At 55.9% G+C, this 15,908-nt stretch carries 17 protein-coding genes; 13 read left to right on the top strand and 4 right to left on the bottom strand.

The window, feature by feature from the left end; translation table 11 throughout:
• Positions 1-19: 19 nt before the first annotated feature.
• From WCX19_RS11725 to cofD, 3 genes are all read right to left on the bottom strand, one after another.
• Positions 20-1,207: a HEAT repeat domain-containing protein gene (locus WCX19_RS11725; protein ID WP_373008327.1), complete on the bottom strand. Its 1,188-nt coding sequence runs from the start codon at positions 1,205-1,207 to the stop codon at positions 20-22.
• Positions 1,208-1,392: 185 nt separating this feature from the next.
• Positions 1,393-2,268, bottom strand: coding sequence for a PEGA domain-containing protein (locus tag WCX19_RS11720; RefSeq protein ID WP_373008325.1), 876 nt, complete (start codon positions 2,266-2,268; stop codon positions 1,393-1,395).
• A 182-nt stretch (positions 2,269-2,450) separates the two neighbouring features.
• Positions 2,451-3,353 carry a 2-phospho-L-lactate transferase gene (cofD, locus tag WCX19_RS11715; RefSeq protein ID WP_373008323.1) on the bottom strand — a complete coding sequence of 301 codons (903 nt, stop codon included), beginning with the start codon at positions 3,351-3,353 and terminating at the stop codon, positions 2,451-2,453.
• 42 nt (positions 3,354-3,395) lie between these two features.
• On the opposite strand from cofD, the gene WCX19_RS11710 reads away from it, so the two are divergent.
• The 5 genes from WCX19_RS11710 (at position 3,396) to WCX19_RS11690 (ending at position 8,314) form a co-directional block, all read left to right on the top strand.
• On the top strand, positions 3,396-4,601 hold the full coding sequence (locus WCX19_RS11710; RefSeq protein ID WP_373008321.1) for an HD domain-containing protein: 1,206 nt from the start codon (positions 3,396-3,398) through the stop codon (positions 4,599-4,601).
• A 208-nt stretch (positions 4,602-4,809) separates the two neighbouring features.
• The gene (locus WCX19_RS11705; RefSeq protein WP_373008319.1) at positions 4,810-5,262 is read left to right on the top strand and encodes a hypothetical protein; all 453 of its coding nucleotides are present in this window, start codon (positions 4,810-4,812) and stop codon (positions 5,260-5,262) included.
• Positions 5,263-5,356: 94 nt separating this feature from the next.
• Positions 5,357-5,911: a UbiX family flavin prenyltransferase gene (locus WCX19_RS11700; RefSeq protein ID WP_373008317.1), complete on the top strand. Its 555-nt coding sequence runs from the start codon at positions 5,357-5,359 to the stop codon at positions 5,909-5,911.
• Complete coding sequence (locus WCX19_RS11695; RefSeq protein ID WP_373008379.1) at positions 5,904-7,145, top strand: UbiD family decarboxylase; 1,242 nt, start codon at positions 5,904-5,906, stop codon at positions 7,143-7,145. Before WCX19_RS11700 ends, WCX19_RS11695 begins: the two co-directional genes overlap by 8 nt.
• A gap of 5 nt (positions 7,146-7,150) precedes the next feature.
• On the top strand, positions 7,151-8,314 hold the full coding sequence (locus WCX19_RS11690) for an aconitase X (RefSeq protein WP_373008315.1): 1,164 nt from the start codon (positions 7,151-7,153) through the stop codon (positions 8,312-8,314).
• Positions 8,315-8,474: 160 nt separating this feature from the next.
• On the opposite strand, the gene WCX19_RS11685 is transcribed toward WCX19_RS11690, so the two are convergent.
• Positions 8,475-8,804 (bottom strand): hypothetical protein, encoded by a 330-nt coding sequence (locus WCX19_RS11685; RefSeq protein ID WP_373008313.1) that lies wholly within the window; start codon positions 8,802-8,804, stop codon positions 8,475-8,477.
• 135 nt (positions 8,805-8,939) lie between these two features.
• Between WCX19_RS11685 and WCX19_RS11680 the strand changes: the two genes are divergently transcribed.
• The 8 genes from WCX19_RS11680 (at position 8,940) to WCX19_RS11645 (ending at position 15,586) form a co-directional block, all read left to right on the top strand.
• Positions 8,940-9,314, top strand: coding sequence for a hypothetical protein (locus tag WCX19_RS11680; protein ID WP_373008311.1), 375 nt, complete (start codon positions 8,940-8,942; stop codon positions 9,312-9,314).
• A 129-nt stretch (positions 9,315-9,443) separates the two neighbouring features.
• The gene (locus WCX19_RS11675) at positions 9,444-9,662 is read left to right on the top strand and encodes an ATPase (RefSeq protein WP_373008309.1); all 219 of its coding nucleotides are present in this window, start codon (positions 9,444-9,446) and stop codon (positions 9,660-9,662) included.
• A gap of 150 nt (positions 9,663-9,812) precedes the next feature.
• The gene (locus tag WCX19_RS11670; protein WP_373008308.1) at positions 9,813-10,397 is read left to right on the top strand and encodes a V-type ATP synthase subunit E; all 585 of its coding nucleotides are present in this window, start codon (positions 9,813-9,815) and stop codon (positions 10,395-10,397) included.
• Position 10,398: 1 nt separating this feature from the next.
• On the top strand, positions 10,399-11,445 hold the full coding sequence (gene ahaC / locus WCX19_RS11665) for an ATP synthase A1 subunit C (protein ID WP_373008306.1): 1,047 nt from the start codon (positions 10,399-10,401) through the stop codon (positions 11,443-11,445).
• On the top strand, positions 11,438-11,758 hold the full coding sequence (locus WCX19_RS11660; RefSeq protein WP_373008304.1) for a V-type ATP synthase subunit F: 321 nt from the start codon (positions 11,438-11,440) through the stop codon (positions 11,756-11,758). The genes ahaC and WCX19_RS11660 overlap by 8 nt, the downstream gene beginning before the upstream one ends.
• Before the next feature lie 4 nt (positions 11,759-11,762).
• The gene (locus WCX19_RS11655) at positions 11,763-13,502 is read left to right on the top strand and encodes a V-type ATP synthase subunit A (RefSeq protein WP_373008302.1); all 1,740 of its coding nucleotides are present in this window, start codon (positions 11,763-11,765) and stop codon (positions 13,500-13,502) included.
• Positions 13,499-14,902, top strand: a complete 1,404-nt coding sequence (locus tag WCX19_RS11650; protein ID WP_373008300.1) for a V-type ATP synthase subunit B — start codon at positions 13,499-13,501, stop codon at positions 14,900-14,902. Before WCX19_RS11655 ends, WCX19_RS11650 begins: the two co-directional genes overlap by 4 nt.
• 3 nt (positions 14,903-14,905) lie before the next feature.
• Complete coding sequence (locus WCX19_RS11645; RefSeq protein ID WP_373008298.1) at positions 14,906-15,586, top strand: V-type ATP synthase subunit D; 681 nt, start codon at positions 14,906-14,908, stop codon at positions 15,584-15,586.
• Positions 15,587-15,908 lie beyond the last annotated feature (322 nt).

The raw sequence follows: 15,908 nt of genomic DNA, 5'->3' as shown, positions 1-15,908 counted from the left end.
AAAAGGAAAAGAGTGAGACTTATGGGGAATTTCTTTTCTTTATCATCTCGAGCGCTTCAAAAGCTTCGCGCCTGACAGATATGTTCTCGTCAGTTAAGAGACCGGCGAGGTGATCCGCCGCTTTCTGGTCGCCAATCTCTCCGAGAAGAAGGGCGGCACGCTTCCGTACATCGCTCTGGTCGTCTTTTAAGACCATGATGAGCGGCGTTGTTGCCGGCTGGCCGAGCATCCAGAGCGCCTCCATTGCGGCGGTCCTCGAACGGACATCGCCTTCACGGAAGACCTGCATAAGCGGGGCAATCGCGGGCACACCGAGTGCGGCAAGCGCCTTGACAACGTCTATCCTGACTGCCCTGTCGGGATCTGCGAGTATTTCGATGAGCGTGGGAATTGCCTTTGTGTTCCCGATCTGGCCAAGCACCGCAGCGGACTCTTTGCGGATACCCGGATCCTGGTTTGAAAGGGCATCAATCAGCGGCTCGACCGAGGGTTCCCCGATGGTCGTCAGTGCCAGTGCAGCCCTGCGGGAGATATCCTCGTTTTTGTCGACAAGGGCCTGGATGAGGGGTGAGATCGATGCCTTTCCCAGTGAGCAGAGCGTCGCCATTGCGGCCATCCGCACATGCTCAAGGGGATCGTTGAGACTCTCGATTAAGGAGGCTACTGCACGCGGGTCGCCAATCCTGCCCAGCGCAACGGCTGCCTCATGGCGGACCCACGGGTCGGTATCCTTGAGGGCTTCGATAAGATTTGTCACTGCACGGCCCTCGCCCATGACCCCGAGAGCCTGCACGGCCCCCCGGCGGATGAACGGGTGATTGTGCTTGAGTGACTGGATAAGCGGGGTGACCGCGGGCTCACCGATGAGCTGGAGCGCCCGGATTGTTTCCTGCCGGACATCCTCACCCGGGTCGGAAAGGGCCCCGATCAGCGGTACGACAGCCGGAACACCGATCTTACCCAGCGTATCGGCAGAGCCCCTCCTGATGATCCAGAACTCATCTTTAAGCCCGTTAATGAGTGGTTCGATAAATGGTTCACCGAGATCGCCGACAGAACGGACGGCGTTCCAGCGGGTATCAAGATCGCCGCTGGTAAGTGCCTTGAGGAAAGTCTCGTAGCGCTCCCGCTGGGCGTTCAGTCGTGCTTCCTCCTCCTCACGGCTTCCCGACTTGAAAATGTTAAGAAATTTTTTTACGATCGCCATAGAAATTCTCCCATTGGTTCACTGTTTGTATAAAATCATTCAAATAGGTATCGCATGCCCGATATAAAGGCAGATCTCTTATCGGGAGAAAAATATCGGGGCGCTTCCTTCTTGTAACTCCGCGAGGAGAATTTTTTATAAAAAATACGAGAGGACTTTTTTAATTCCTGCGATTCACGTACCCTTTAGCCATTCGTCACGGTGACAATCACGGAATCGGATCCGGTATTTTGTTCATCCGTGACTGACATGGTATATGTTCCCAGGGGTTTTGACTGGTCGAATTTGTATTTATATGTCCAGGATTTATCCGCATTGAGGGTCAGGGTGGCAATGTACACTCCGTTCGCATATTGTCCGGGCCCGTATAATGTCAGGGTGACACTTTTCGCACCACTTGTGCACAGTCCGGAATACGTTTCCGTATCCCCCTGGCTAATGATAGGATTTCCTGCAGCGATGTTGACGGATCCCCCACCGACAACGGAAAATATCGCCATATCAGATGCAGTTTTCTGCTTGTCATAGGCAATCATGGTGTACGTCCCGGACATCAGGGAATACCCTGGCTTCCACGTGTAATACCATGAATTATCTACGCCGACGGAAGGCTGGGCCACCACAATCCCGTTCTTGTAGGCGCCCGGCCCATAGAGTATCAGTATGACCGTATCACTTCCCGTGCAGGTACCGTAAAACGTCTGCGAGCTGCCAATGATCATAGTTGTCTGGCTTTCCAGAATCTTCACGACAGGCTGCGAGGATGAAGTGACAACCGGTCCCTGGGTGGATATTTCTACGGGGCTCTGCGTGGGCCGGGCGGTTACCAGGGATGCAAGCGGTGTCAGCGCAGCAGAATATGTTGCAGATCCTGATGCAACCGTGATATTGGCCTTCCAGGTCTCGTAACCGGAATAACGGAATTCAAGGGTATGTGCCCCGGTCGATATCCCGGAAAGAGTACTCGGGGTGGTCCCCTGGTACTGGTTGTCGAGATATATCTGGGCACCTTCCGGTGAAGTTGAAAACTGGAGCGTGCCTTTACCGGGTGCCTGGTCCAAAACGCATCCGGAGATGGCGACACAGATAATTAATACCGAAATAATGAAAATCCGCTTCATTCCGTTTCCCTTATTGTTGAGAGGTTATCACGATTATCAATTAAAATACTTGTGCAAATGTTTTTTGCGGGTTGACAGGAGTAGAGGGGTATTCCCCGGATAGACCCGGGCCGGGAGAACAATCAGTTCCTGTTTGCCAGCTGCAGGATTTTCTTTGCAAGTTCAATACTTTTTTCTTCCCCGGTCATCAGCGTATCCAGCCGGATCGCGTCTTTTACGAGAACGGGATCGCGGATGTCCTGGATAAAGAGATCGACGATATCCTTGTAGCACGCTGCGGTACCTGCCGAGGTTGCTTCAAAGCCCGAGGCGGTCATAAGTGCAGCGGCGGGGCCGCTGACAGGAGCATCGCCAATGAACGGACTTACAGCGATGACAAATTTGTCTTTCATGGCCTCTTTGATCCCCGAGCACTCAAGGATGGGCGTGATGCTCGTGATTGGGTTTGACGGCCCGATGACCACGACATCGCTTGCCCCGACTGCCTGAAGGACTTCTTCTGTACTTTCCGGGGGCGTCTTTGAACAGCGCACGACGTCATCGATCGGGATATTTCCCTTGCTCCGCACCCAGTATTCCTGGTAGTGGATGAGGCCAAGCTCAGTTTTTACCCGGGTCGTCACTTCAGTATCCGACATCGGCAGGACATTTTCCCGTACACCGAAACGATCGCAGAAGTTTTTTGTGATGTTCGTGAGCCTCATGCCGTCACGGAGCAGGTTTGCCCGCGCGATATGCACCGCCCGGTCACGATCCCCGATCGCGATAAACTCCTCAAGGCCCATCCGGACGATCTCATCGTGGGTGGTAAACGTATCGTTTCTTACCCCCCACCACGTGTCGGTATTGAGCACACCGGCAAAAAGGTACATGACGGTATCAAGGTCCGGTGATATGTGGTTACCGGAGATCCAGATATCCTCGGCTGTGTTTACGACAACTGATATCTCGTGCCTGTCCATCACTTTCTGCATTCCGCGCAGCAGTTTCGGGGTACCGGTCCCGCCCGAAAGGAACGTAATCATAACTAGAATACTTTTATGCGATGTATATGAAGATTCTTTAGAGTGAATCCCAAGATTATCAAAGACCCGGTCCATGGCTATGTGGAAGTGGACGAGGAGATCCTGCCGCTCTTAGACTCCCCTGCCGTCCAGCGTCTGCGGCATATCCGTCAGCTTGGGTTCTCCTATCTTGTCTATCCCGGTGCCAACCACACACGTTTTGAACACTCGGTAGGTACGATGCACCTGGCCGGTGTCGCCTGCCGTCAGTTCGGCCTCTCAAAGGAAGACCGTCAGCTGGTGCTCGTGGCAGCTCTCCTCCATGATGTGGGGCACGGTCCGTTTTCCCATGCAAGTGAACCCCTGATGGAGGCAAATCTCGGCCGCACCCACGACGATATTGCCGGGATCGTGGACGCGCAGTTCGCACCGCTGCTCGCACCGCTCGGGATAAAACCCTCTGACCTGTGCGCGGTCGTGAACGGCAGCCACCCGCTATCGGGCATCATCCACGGCGACCTCGATGTGGACCGGATGGATTACCTGCTCCGTGATGCGTACTATACCGGCGCACCGTACGGCACGGTCGATGCGCACCGCCTCATCAGGAATATCCACCTGACCCCGGAGGGAATCGTGCTTGACGAGAATGGGATCAATGCGGCAGAATCCCTGCTTATTGCGAGGACCCTGATGCGCCCGACCGTCTATTACCACCATGTGAGCCGGATCGGGGAGTGCATGTTCCAGATTGCGATGCTCGATCATATGGCAACACATCCGCCCGGGGGTTTTGAGCAGATCTGTGCACTCGATGATGCGGAGTGCATGCATGTACTCAAACACTCAAAAAGTGCTCTTGCGCGTGATATGGCAGACCGGCTCTACGGGCGGCGGCTCTACAAGCGGGCCATCTATGCCGGGCAGGATCAGATCAATGCAGCGGCGTTCCAGACCGGGTGGTCGCTTGAGCGATCGCGGGAGGTTGCAGGGGACATTGCCGGGCTGGCCGGGTGCCAGGCTGCCGATGTGCTTGTGGATATTCCCCCGGTTCCCGGGGATATGTCCCTCGAGGTCCAGGTAAAAAACCGGCATGCTCTTGTGGGTTTTGCCGAGTTGTCCCCCCGGCTCCAGACACTCAACCAGACCCGGCGCGAGCAGTGGCGGTTGGGAGTGTATACGCTCCCGGCCTATCGCGACGCGGTTGCCGACGCAGCAGCAGAGATCCTGCACATAAAAAAGCCCACTCGCCAGGACACGCTTTTCTGATCCAAATCGTCCCATGACCCGCAGGCTGCACCGGAAATCCCGGCGACAGAATAAAAAATCTAATATGCGGCTTTGGCCGGACATATCCTTATGAGACCTACCAGCAATATCCGATGTACACGACAGGCCCCTGCAAGATCGAGTTAAAAAGAAACCGGGTTAACGTTGATCTGGATGTTGCAAAGAGGCTTTCCTGAGGTGAAATGAGATGAGTGATATAATCGGCGACGTGTTTGTTATCACATGTGGTATCGTTATCGTCATAGTTATCCTTGTAGTGTCCTTCCTCAAACTCCGTACTGCGGAGCGCAGGATGCACGAGAGCAGTTACAAACTCAGGGTGTACACGGATCTCCTGAATGCCGTGACCGAGATCAACCTTGCCGCTGGTGACAGTTACAAGATGGATATCGCCAAAAAAGATCTGGCGCTCACGCTCAACCGGCTCAACCTTATCGCAAGTTCCGGCGTGCTCAAAAGTGTCAACGACCTGCTGGACCTCTTTAACGAGGCAAGGGAGAAAGATATCGATGCTCTCCGGCTCCATAATATCCTTAATACGATTGTCATTGAAGCCCGCCGGGATCTCAACCCGTCCCACGCACGCCGGGTCGAGGAGTCCAGAGTGCGGTACCGTTTCTTTGCCCCGATGCGGAAATAATTCCTTTTTTCCCGTGTTTCCCTTTTTTTTGGCATAAACACTTTTTACTTCTGGATCCGACATTGGTATCACAGGAGAGCGCGGAGGCGAAACGATGAAAAAGGAATACGTGGTCGGGGTAACTGGTGCTAGTGGGATCTGCTATGCCCGGCGCCTGCTTGAGGTACTGTGCCAGGATGCCCGTGTGCATCTCATCATATCGGATGTCGCACTGGAAATCGCACACCACGAGGGGGTGGACCTTTCAGGCTTTGATGCAACGTACCACGAGGTCAATGCGATCAGTGCAGAGATAGCAAGCGGTTCGCACCGGCACGACGGAATGGTCATTATCCCGTGCAGTTCAAAGACCCTCGCGGCGATCGCATCCGGCTACGCGGACAACCTGATCACGCGAACGGCGGATGTCTGCTTAAAGGAGCGCCGGAAGTGCATCCTTGTCACCCGGGAGATGCCGCTCTCACGGATCCATATCGCCAACATGCTCGCCGTCCACGATGCCGGGGCGACCATCATGCCGGCCTGCCCGGGGTTCTACCACCACCCGGAACAGATCTCCGATCTGGTGGACATGGTGGTGGGCCGGGTGCTCGATCACCTCGAAGTCGAGCATACACTTACCAAGCGCTGGAGTGGTTATGATGCGTGAATTTATTGAGAAGATGCGAAGAGCGGGCCGGGTCATCGATGTAAACGAGCCGTGCTCCCCCGAAGATATGAAAGTGGCACAACGGGCTGCGGCAACGGACAAACTCCTCTTCTTCCATGATATCGGCGGCGCCCGGGCGGTCATGAACGTGACGGCCAACCGGCACGCGCTCGCGCTCGCACTGGGGATCGATGAGAAAAATCTCGTAAAAAAACTTGCCGATGCAACCTTTGACGGGAAGATCGTAAACGACGGGAAACTTGCCATGAAAAAACCGGATCTCAGAAAGATCCCGGTCATGCATTTCTTCCCAAAAGACGCCGGGAAATATTTCACGGCAGGTGTTGTCTTCTCGAAATGGGACGGGGTGGAGAACGCGTCTATCCACCGGATGCTTGTCCTTGACGACACCAGAGTTGCGGCCCGGCTCGTTGAGGGCCGGCACACGTACGTGATGCACAAAAAGGCGCTTGCCTGCGGGGAGCGCCTGCCGGTCGCGATGGTGATCGGGGCCCACCCGGCAGTGACGTTTGCGAGTTGCACCCGGGTCCCGACCGGAAAGGAACTCGCCTACGCGGCAGAACTCCTTGGCGGGACGATCCATGTACGGGAGTGCAGCAACGGGGTGCTCGTCCCTGCCGATGCGGAGATCGTACTTGAAGGGTTCATCGGGCCGGATGTCACGGACGAAGGCCCGTTTGTCGATATCACGGGCACCTACGACCCGGTCCGGCGCCAGCCGGTGATCGAGTTCACCGGCATGTACACAAAGCCGGACTTCATCTATCACAGCATCCTGCCCGGCGGCGACGAGCACAAGGTCCTGATGGGATGCCCCTACGAGCCCAAGATCTACCGGGCGGTAGCAGGAGTCACCGAAGTCAAGAACGTCGTGCTCACCAAGGGCGGCTGCGGGTATCTCCACGCGGTCGTCCAGATCAAAAAGAGCACGCAGGGCGACGGGAAGAACGCGATCATGGCGGCCTTTGCGGCCCACACCTCGCTCAAGCACGTGGTTGTCGTGGACGAGGACATCGATCCCACGGATCCGTACGATGTCGAGTACGCGATCGCGACCCGGGTGAGCGGCGACATGGACATCATGGTGATCACCGGTGTCCGCGGCTCATCGCTTGATCCCTGCCAGAAAGAGGACGGTACGAACGTGAAGATCGGGGTCGATGCGACGATGGTTCTCGGCCACGAAGACGAGTTCCGGCGAGCCACATGGTGACCGGCATGCAGCTCGACCCGGAAGATGAGCGGATACTTGCCGGTGAAGAGGGCGAGACCCGCCAGAAACTCCTTGAACTCCTGGTCGCGCTCGGGAAGGTGTTCGGGGCTGAACGGCTTGTCCCGATAAAAAGTGCGCAGGTGAGCGGGGCATCCTACAAGACGATCGGGAAATACGGTCTTGAATGGCTCAACAGTCTCGATGCAAAGGCGGTTGTTCCCGCGGTCTTAAACCCGATCGGCATGGCCCGGACCCGGTGGGAGGAGATGGGGATCGACCCGGACTTTGCAGCAAAGCAGCAGGCCGTTGTCGCCGCATACGAGCGGCTCGGTATCCGGCTTGACTGCACCTGCACCCCGTATTACCTGTACGAGACCCGGTATGGCGATCACCTTGCCTGGTCTGAGTCGTCAGCGGTCTGTTACGCGAACTCCGTTATCGGGGCCCGGACAAACCGGGAGGGGGGTCCTTCCGCCCTTGCCGCGGCCATCATCGGGAAGACGCCCTGCTACGGACTGCATCTCGGAAAAAACCGCCTGCCGCAGATGGTGATCGATGTCCATGCCGATACAGCGAAGTGGACGATCGCCGATTACGGGGCGCTCGGGTACCACGCGGGAAAAATTGTAGGCAACCGGATCCCGTACTTCCGGGGCATAACCCCGGGTGCAGACTCGCTCAAGGCCATCGGGGCGGCAATGGCGGCGACAGGAGCCGTCGCGCTCTATCATGTTGAAGGAGTCACTCCCGAGGCACAGAAAAACCGGTACGATCTTTCCGGGATCGAAGCCGTGCCGGTCGAGCAGGCAGAAATTACCCGGCTGTTTTCCGATATCCCGGTCGATGCCGTTGCTCTCGGCTGCCCGCATTGTTCCCCGGCAGAACTCCAGGAGATCGCCCGGCTCCTTGTGGGAAACATCGTGACAAAACCGCTCTATGTTTTTGCCGCACAGGGCGTGATCGACAAAAACGCAAGAATCGTTGACAATATCGAGAAGAGCGGGGCCCGGGTCTTTGCCGATACCTGCATGGTCGTCTCGCCGGTGATGGAGCAGTACGGCTCTGTCATGGTCAACTCCGGGAAAGCCCTTGCCTATGTGCCCAACATGTGCGGGGGAAAGGCCAGGATCGGGACGCTTGAAGACTGTATCCGGGTCGCGACGGAGTAAACTCCATTCCCTCTTTGTGCCACCGGCCCACATCAGGACACGGGGCAAGCGGGGTATTCATTTTATCAAATTTCATGGAAATGGAGGGTCGGGTTATCGCACAGCTGTCGCGCATAGATTCCGCAGGTTAATTGCAGGAATGCAAAAAAAAAGAAAAAGTTCAGGAAATTCCCAACAGGATCTTTCTGATCTTCCCGATATCTTCCTGCGTCGGGTTTTTACCCGGCCGTACTCCTTCACCGAACGACAGGATCTGATCGATATCACTTTTTTTGGCATGCGCAAAGGGAATTTTCTCCCAGATCTCCTGATCGATCGTGTTCCATGTACACTGTAACAGGTGCCCGAGGAGGACGATCTTCTCCATGGTATAGGACTTCCACTCGGTTCCGAGGCCCTGCTGTATCAGTTTTATCGCCCGCTCGACTCTTTTTTCGCGCTGGATATGATACAGCCGCCTGCCGATCTCAGCCTGCGTCGCTTCCGGCATTTCAACCCCTCTTCCCGCTGTCCGGGAATGATGAATCAATCCGGTTGCCCGCTAATAAATTTTGTGGCGGGCCGCCCGTCGGCCTGTACCATGAAAAACTGGAGATTGCTTCAGGAAAAGGTGACGTGTGAGGAAATGATTATTAACCGGTGCGGGGATATCACCCATCAACGGTTCCTTATGTCCCACAGCAGCGACAGCGATCTGGGAAGAAGAATTTTTGTTGTCCAGAAGGAAAAGGCGGTGGAGGAGGCACTGGACAAGATACGACGCCGGGTTGGGGATGACTGGGGTTTGATCTCCCCTACAGACGGTGACGTGCTGAAAGAGACCCTCGGGGAGATCTGGACTGCGATCGACCGGCCCCGGTGGAGCACCTACCGGTTCTCGAAACTTACTCTCGTGGATATCCATTCCCTGGTGGAGACGGGAAAGGAGCTCCGGACAAAACGCTACATGACCGATGCCATGCTGCAATCGCTCGATCGGATCCTTAGTGGTTCAGAATAAATCGATTTTTTTTAATTTTGATTATTTTTAAAACTTTTATGCGATATTCCACAATATTCCGTGCAAAATGTATCGAAATGTATATATGGAAGCCTCATTGAGCATACTATCAGTGAGGAGGTCATTCACATGGTAAGCTGGGAAGTCCCCATGGGGGCAGCAATTGCCTTTGCCGCCGGCGCATTCGCGACCGGATGGGCACAGTCACGGATTGGTTCTGCCGGGGCCGGCACGATTGCCGAAAAGCCAGAGACTGCCGGTTCGATAATTGTCCTTGAAGCAATTCCGGAGACACTGGTCATCCTGGGCTTTGTCGTGGCTTCGATGATCATCCTGATGGTCAAGTAACCGGATGATGCAGATCGTCCGGTGATCTAAAAAAGCGTGTTCCCATCAGCAACAGGTTTTTTCTGTTGGCTCGCGTGCCGGGAACACCCGGGCGCTATCTCCCTTCAGACTGTACTGATGAACAGTTCCATGGAGTGAGCGGGTGAGACTGTGGCCTATGAGAACCTGTTAAAATCCGTTGAGGAAAATGCCGGCGAGCGGGAGCAGGAGATCCGCACCAGGGGACGCGCCGCGGTCCGGGCAATCCTGGATGCGGCAGAAGCCCGGGCAGCAGACCTGCAGCAGACCTCTCTTGACGAGACAAAAAAATCCGCCCTGATTGAGCGGAACAAGTTGACGTACCTTGTCAGGGTTGAGGAGAAGAAGCAGTTGATAACGAGAAAAGAGACGATTTTCTTGCAGGCTGTCACCATGGCAGAACAGCGCCTTTTGTCGCTTCGGACTAATCCGGAATATCCGGAAATTTTCAAAAAACTGGCACAGGAAGCGGCTGGAGCAATAGAGACCGGGAAATGCCATATTCATGTTGACAAACGAGACGGGCAGCTCGCTTTGGATACACTCACCGGGCTAAACCTGCCTGCCGTTGTGATTCCGGATCTCACGACTGCGGGAGGACTTGTTATCACGAATACGGACGAAACCGTTACGATCTCGAACACGGTCGAATCGCGGCTGGAGCGGATAAAAGAACACCGGAAACTCGAGATTTACTCGATCCTGTTCGGTGATTGAGATGGATTACGGGTATGTGAATGCACGGATCCGGGGGATGAAAAGTCACCTGCTGGACCGTCATACCCTTGAAAACCTGATCTTCCAGCCGGACATGGAGTCCCTGATCGCAGACCTTGAAAAGACGCCATACCGGAATGATATCATCGCAGCCAAAGTCCATTACTCCGATGTGCTCTGTATCGAATATGCACTCAGGAAAAATTTCACGCACACGTTCCGCAAAATCCTGATGTTTGTCAAGGACAGCGAAGCAGAACGGTACATCCGGATCTTCCTGCACCGGTGGGATGTCCAGAATATCACGACCATCCTCCGGGGAAAAAACATCCATGTCACCAATGAGGAGATCCTCGACTGCCTGGTACCTGCCGGGGAACTGGATGAGGCGACCCTCACCGAGCTTATCAGACAACCTGACGTCCGGGCAGTAATCGACATGCTTGCCACCTGGGAGATTGTGTATGCACGCCCCCTTACAGAACACTACCCGCTGTTCTCTGAAACCGGGGATCTTGCGATCCTTGAATGCGCACTGGACCGGTATTATTACGAGAATGCCCTTGAAACGGTCAGGAGCCGGTCCTACAACAATGCGCTCATCCGCGATATCCTCGGGACGGAGATCGATGTGGTGAACATCAAGACGATCCTGCGGATGATCCGGGATCACGTCAGGGAAGACCTTGTGCCTGACGTCCTGATCGAAGGGGGAAAGGAACTGGACCTTGAGGATTTGAAGTACCTCTTAACCCTGCATTCGGTAAACGAGGCCGTCAGAGCGCTCGAAAAGACCTCGTACCGGTTCCTTGCGGATATTCCAGAGACGGTTGTCATGGGGAAGATCTCCGTTCTCGAAAAGCATCTCGAAAAGTACCTGGTCAGAAAAGGCGTGGATGCCTTTTTTTCGGATCCCCTGAGCGTTGCCTCGGTGATCGGGTACTTCTGGGCCAAGTACAATGAGATCACCAATATCCGGATTATCTCGCGGTGTAAAACAGCGGATTTTCCGCTTGACCAGCTCAAGGAGGAACTGATATATGTATAAGTTCGTGGTCGTGACCGACAGTGACCGGGCATCGGGGTTCCGGCTCGCGGGAGTCGAGGTGCTGGAAGCGAGAAACCTGGAGGAGGCAAAAAAAGTGATTCCCCCGCTGCTGTATATGGATGATATCGGGATTGTCGCGGTGAACGAGGAGTACATGCTCTCCCTTGATGAGAAGCTGATGACCCGTATCGAACGGCTGGCCCGCCCGCTTATCATTCCCATTCCCTCGAAGTCCAAAGAGGTTGACCGGCAGTCCTATATCGAACGGCTCTTGAAAAAGGCAATCGGATACAACATCGTCCTGAGGAGGTGAAGGTATGATCCAGGGAACCATTTCGAGGATCTCCGGCCCCGTTATCACTGCCCGGGGTATGAAAGGGGCAAGGATGTATGACGTGGTAAAAGTCGGGGAAGAGGCGCTCCGGGGGGAGATCATCCGGCTTGAGGGTGACGAGGCGGTCATACAGGTCTACGAGGACACAACCGGTCTCACTATCGGTGAGACCGTTGAGGATACGGAAACCCCCCTGTCAGTCGAGCTCGGGCCGGGCCTCCTCGCGTCCATCTATGACGGCGTGCAACGCCCGCTGCCGGTGCTCCTCGCGAAATGCGGGGATTTTATCGCACGGGGGATTTCCGCACCGGGGCTTGACCGGGAGAAAAAATGGGAGTTTTCTCCATCAGTAAAAAAGGGCGACACGGTGAGTGGCGGTGACGTGATCGGGACCGTAAAAGAGTTCCATTTCGAGCACCGGATCCTCGTCCCTCCACGAGTCTTCGGTACGGTAACGGAAATCCTTGGCGGTTCGTTTACCGTAGAAGAGACCGTCTGCGTCCTTGACAATGGCACCCGGCTGTCTATGATGCAGGTCTGGCCGGTCAGGATCCCCCGGCCGATCCGGAAAAAGCTCGACCCGGTCCTTCCTCTCGTCACCGGGCAGCGGGTATTCGACTGCATCTTCCCGGTCACCAAGGGCGGGACTGCGATGATCCCCGGTGGCTTCGGGACCGGTAAGACCGTGTCCGAGCAGACCCTTGCCAAGTGGTCGGATACGCAGATTGTCGTGTATATCGGTTGCGGCGAGCGGGGCAACGAGATGACCGACGTGCTTACCGAATTTCCCGAGCTGGTCGACCCGCGGACCAATCTCCCGCTGATCGAACGGACCATTCTTATCGCGAACACCTCCAACATGCCGGTGGCCGCCCGGGAGGCGTCGATTTATACCGGCATCACCATTGCCGAGTACTTCCGGGACATGGGATATGATGTTGCCCTCATGGCGGATTCGACCTCGCGGTGGGGCGAAGCGCTGCGGGAAGTATCCGGGCGCCTCGAGGAGATGCCTGGAGAGGAGGGCTATCCGGCATACCTTGCCACCCGGCTTTCTGCATTTTACGAGCGGGCGGGCAGGGTCGAATGCGAATGCACCGGAGAGCGGATCGGGTCGGTAACCGTTGTGGGTGCCGTCTCCCCCCCGGGCGGTGATTTCTCCGAGCCAATCACCCAGAACACGCTCCGGGTGGTCGGGACCTTCTGGGCACTGGATACCAGCCTCGCGTACCGCCGGCATTTCCCCTCGGTGAACTGGATCAAGAGTTACTCGCTTTACCTCGACAGCATCGGGGACTGGTACGTGGAACACGTGGCAAAGGACTGGCGCGAGCTCCGGGAAAAGACCATGTACCTGCTCCAGAAGGAAGTCGAGCTGCAGGAAATTGTCCAGCTGGTCGGCCCGGATGCGCTGCCGGAGAGTGAAAAGGCGATCCTGGAAGTGACACGGATGATCCGGGAAGACTTCCTCCAGCAGAGCGCCTACAGCGACACGGACTCGTTCTGCCCTATGGAGAAACAGTACCTGATGCTCAAGGTGATCATGACCTATTATGCACAGATGAACGATGCGATGAACCGTGGCGTCACGCTCAAGCAGATCCAGGCTCTCCCGATCAGGACGGGCATCGGGCGGATGAAGGATATCGGGAACACAGATGACCTCAAAACAATGATCGGGGAGATCAGCACCGGGCTCACTGCCCTGGAGGTGGAGAAATGAAACAGGCACCCCTCGTCACCCGGGATTACCGGACGATCACGTATGTTTCCGGCCCCCTCGTCTTTGTCAGTAACGTGAAAGGGGCATCGTTCGGGGAGATCGTCCGGATCTTCTTAAAAAACGGCGAGGAACGATCCGGGCAGGTTCTCGACATCTCGGAAGACCTTGCCGTGGTCCAGGTCTTCGAAGGTACCCGGGGAATTGATACCGAGGCGACAACGGTCCGTTTTACCGGCGAGCCGGCGCGGATCAATGTGTCCATCGACATGCTCGGCAGGGTGTTTTCCGGTGTCGGTAAGGCCCGCGACGGCGGCCCGGAGATCATCCCGGATGCGATCCTGGATATTGCCGGGACCCCGATCAATCCATCGGCCCGGGATAAACCGTCGGATTTCATCCAGACCGGCATGTCCACTATTGACGGGCTGAACACGCTTGTCCGTGGCCAGAAACTGCCCATCTTCTCCGGGTCAGGGCTGCCGGCAAACAAGCTCGCCGCCCAGATCGCCCGGCAGGCAAAAGTCCTCGGTGAAGGGGAACAGTTTGCCGTGGTGTTCGTTGCCATGGGGATCACGCACAAGGAGGCCTCCTTCTTTATGAGGGACTTTGAGCGCACCGGAGCGTTGGAGCGGGTGGTCTTCTTCATGAACCTTGCCGACGATCCCACGGTCGAACGGCTGGCGGCACCCCGCTGCGGCCTGACCGTTGCGGAATACCTCGCGTTCACCCATAACCTCCACGTTCTCGTGATCCTGACGGACATGATCAACTACTGCGAAGCGCTCCGTGAGATCTCGACGGCACGTGAGGAAGTGCCCGGCCGGCGAGGGTACCCCGGGTACATGTACACGGATCTCGCATCCATTTACGAGCGGGCCGGCCGGCTCAAGGGAAAGAAAGGGTCCATCACACAGATCCCCATCCTGACCATGCCGGACGACGACATCACTCACCCGGTCCCGGACCTGACCGGGTATATCACCGAGGGCCAGATTGTGCTCTCGCGGGATCTCTTCCGCAGGGGCGCTGACCCGCCGGTCGACGCCCTCCCCTGCCTCTCACGGCTCATGAACCTCGGGATCGGTCCCGGAAAAACAAGGGAAGACCACCGGGGAGTGGCCGACCAGCTGTACGCCTCGTACGCCTACGGGAGAGACCTGCGCAGGCTCGTTGCCATTGTCGGGGAAGAGGCGCTCACGGAGCTGGACAAAAAATACCTGAAATTTGCCGATGAGATTGAAAAACGGTTTATCACGCAGGGTGACGAGAATCGCTCCATTGAAAAGACCCTCTCGACTGCATGGGACCTCTTTGCAATCCTTCCCGAGGACGAACTTAAACGGATCAAGAAGGAGTATATCGCAAAGTATCATCCTGCCCACAGGGAACCGGGACGGTGAGCGATGGAACAGGTCAAGCCTACCCGGATGGAGCTGATGAAAACAAAAGCGCAGATCAAGCTTGCCGAGCAGGGCCGGGATCTGCTCCGGGAAAAGATGGATGCGCTTATCCAGGAATTTTTTAAGATCCTCAACACGGTCTCCACGTCCCGTGACGAGCTCGATACGATCTCCCGCTCAGCAGACATGGCACTCCTCGTTGCACAGGCAGTCGATGACCCGGTCACGATCCGGTCCGCATCGTTTGCCACCCGCCGGGCGATAACGGTCGATATCACCGGGAAAAACATCATGGGTGTTCCGGTACCGGTGATCGAGAAGAAACGGGTCTCGAAAAGCATGCTCGAACGGGGGTATGGCGTGATTGCCACCAGCGGGCGGATCGATGAGACTGCCGAGCGGTTTGAGGCCGAGCTTGACCTCTTGATCGAGCTTGCGGAGACCGAGACTGCCATGCGGAGGCTGGGCTCGGAGATCCAGAGGAACCGACGCAGGGTCAATGCCCTCGAGCAGATCCTGATCCCCGAGCTGAAAAGCCAGGCAAAGTTCATCAAGAATGCAATCGAGGAGCGGGAGCGGGAGGACCTGTTCCGGTTAAAAAAGGTAAAGCGCATTATCGAGAGGAAGAAAAGGAAGGCAAAGGAGAAGAGAACTCTCACCCTGCAGAACTCTTCATCAGGGTAAAGATGCAGGCGCGAAATCCGGCAGGCTTGATCAGCTTGATCAATTTCAGAGTCGGTTGCGCCAGATATCGTCGAGACCGACAACGATAAAGACCGGAGTTTTAACGGAATTGTACTCCCATGAAAAGGAAAAGAACTCAAAACCCCGGGGAACCCGGTCTGAAAATCCCCGGATACTACTCCCGGATCTTTTCGGAACAAAAAAAAGATTGTTTTAACCGGTACCTTTACCTCCACTTTCCCACTACGGGCGTATCCCCGGCGATCCCCAACGTTACCGATTTGTCTACTTTTCCATCGAAGTTATAATTAAGGTACCAGGT

The sequence above is a fragment of the Methanoregula sp. genome (assembly GCF_041663825.1).
In the GTDB taxonomy this organism is placed as follows: domain Archaea; phylum Halobacteriota; class Methanomicrobia; order Methanomicrobiales; family Methanospirillaceae; genus Methanoregula.
Note: the sequence above shows the minus strand (reverse complement) of the source record. Positions and strands in the feature narration are given on the sequence as shown.

Coding starts and splice junctions, on each gene's coding strand:
- WCX19_RS11725 (WP_373008327.1), bottom strand. CDS start 1,207: ATGGCGATCGTAAAAAAATTTCTTAACATTTTCAAGTCGGGAAGCCGT.
- cofD (WP_373008323.1), bottom strand. CDS start 3,353: ATGATTACGTTCCTTTCGGGCGGGACCGGTACCCCGAAACTGCTGCGC.
- WCX19_RS11705 (WP_373008319.1), top strand. CDS start 4,810: ATGAGTGATATAATCGGCGACGTGTTTGTTATCACATGTGGTATCGTT.
- WCX19_RS11700 (WP_373008317.1), top strand. CDS start 5,357: ATGAAAAAGGAATACGTGGTCGGGGTAACTGGTGCTAGTGGGATCTGC.
- WCX19_RS11695 (WP_373008379.1), top strand. CDS start 5,904: ATGCGTGAATTTATTGAGAAGATGCGAAGAGCGGGCCGGGTCATCGAT.
- WCX19_RS11690 (WP_373008315.1), top strand. CDS start 7,151: ATGCAGCTCGACCCGGAAGATGAGCGGATACTTGCCGGTGAAGAGGGC.
- WCX19_RS11685 (WP_373008313.1), bottom strand. CDS start 8,804: ATGCCGGAAGCGACGCAGGCTGAGATCGGCAGGCGGCTGTATCATATC.
- WCX19_RS11680 (WP_373008311.1), top strand. CDS start 8,940: ATGATTATTAACCGGTGCGGGGATATCACCCATCAACGGTTCCTTATG.
- WCX19_RS11675 (WP_373008309.1), top strand. CDS start 9,444: ATGGTAAGCTGGGAAGTCCCCATGGGGGCAGCAATTGCCTTTGCCGCC.
- ahaC (WP_373008306.1), top strand. CDS start 10,399: ATGGATTACGGGTATGTGAATGCACGGATCCGGGGGATGAAAAGTCAC.
- WCX19_RS11660 (WP_373008304.1), top strand. CDS start 11,438: ATGTATAAGTTCGTGGTCGTGACCGACAGTGACCGGGCATCGGGGTTC.
- WCX19_RS11655 (WP_373008302.1), top strand. CDS start 11,763: ATGATCCAGGGAACCATTTCGAGGATCTCCGGCCCCGTTATCACTGCC.
- WCX19_RS11650 (WP_373008300.1), top strand. CDS start 13,499: ATGAAACAGGCACCCCTCGTCACCCGGGATTACCGGACGATCACGTAT.
- WCX19_RS11645 (WP_373008298.1), top strand. CDS start 14,906: ATGGAACAGGTCAAGCCTACCCGGATGGAGCTGATGAAAACAAAAGCG.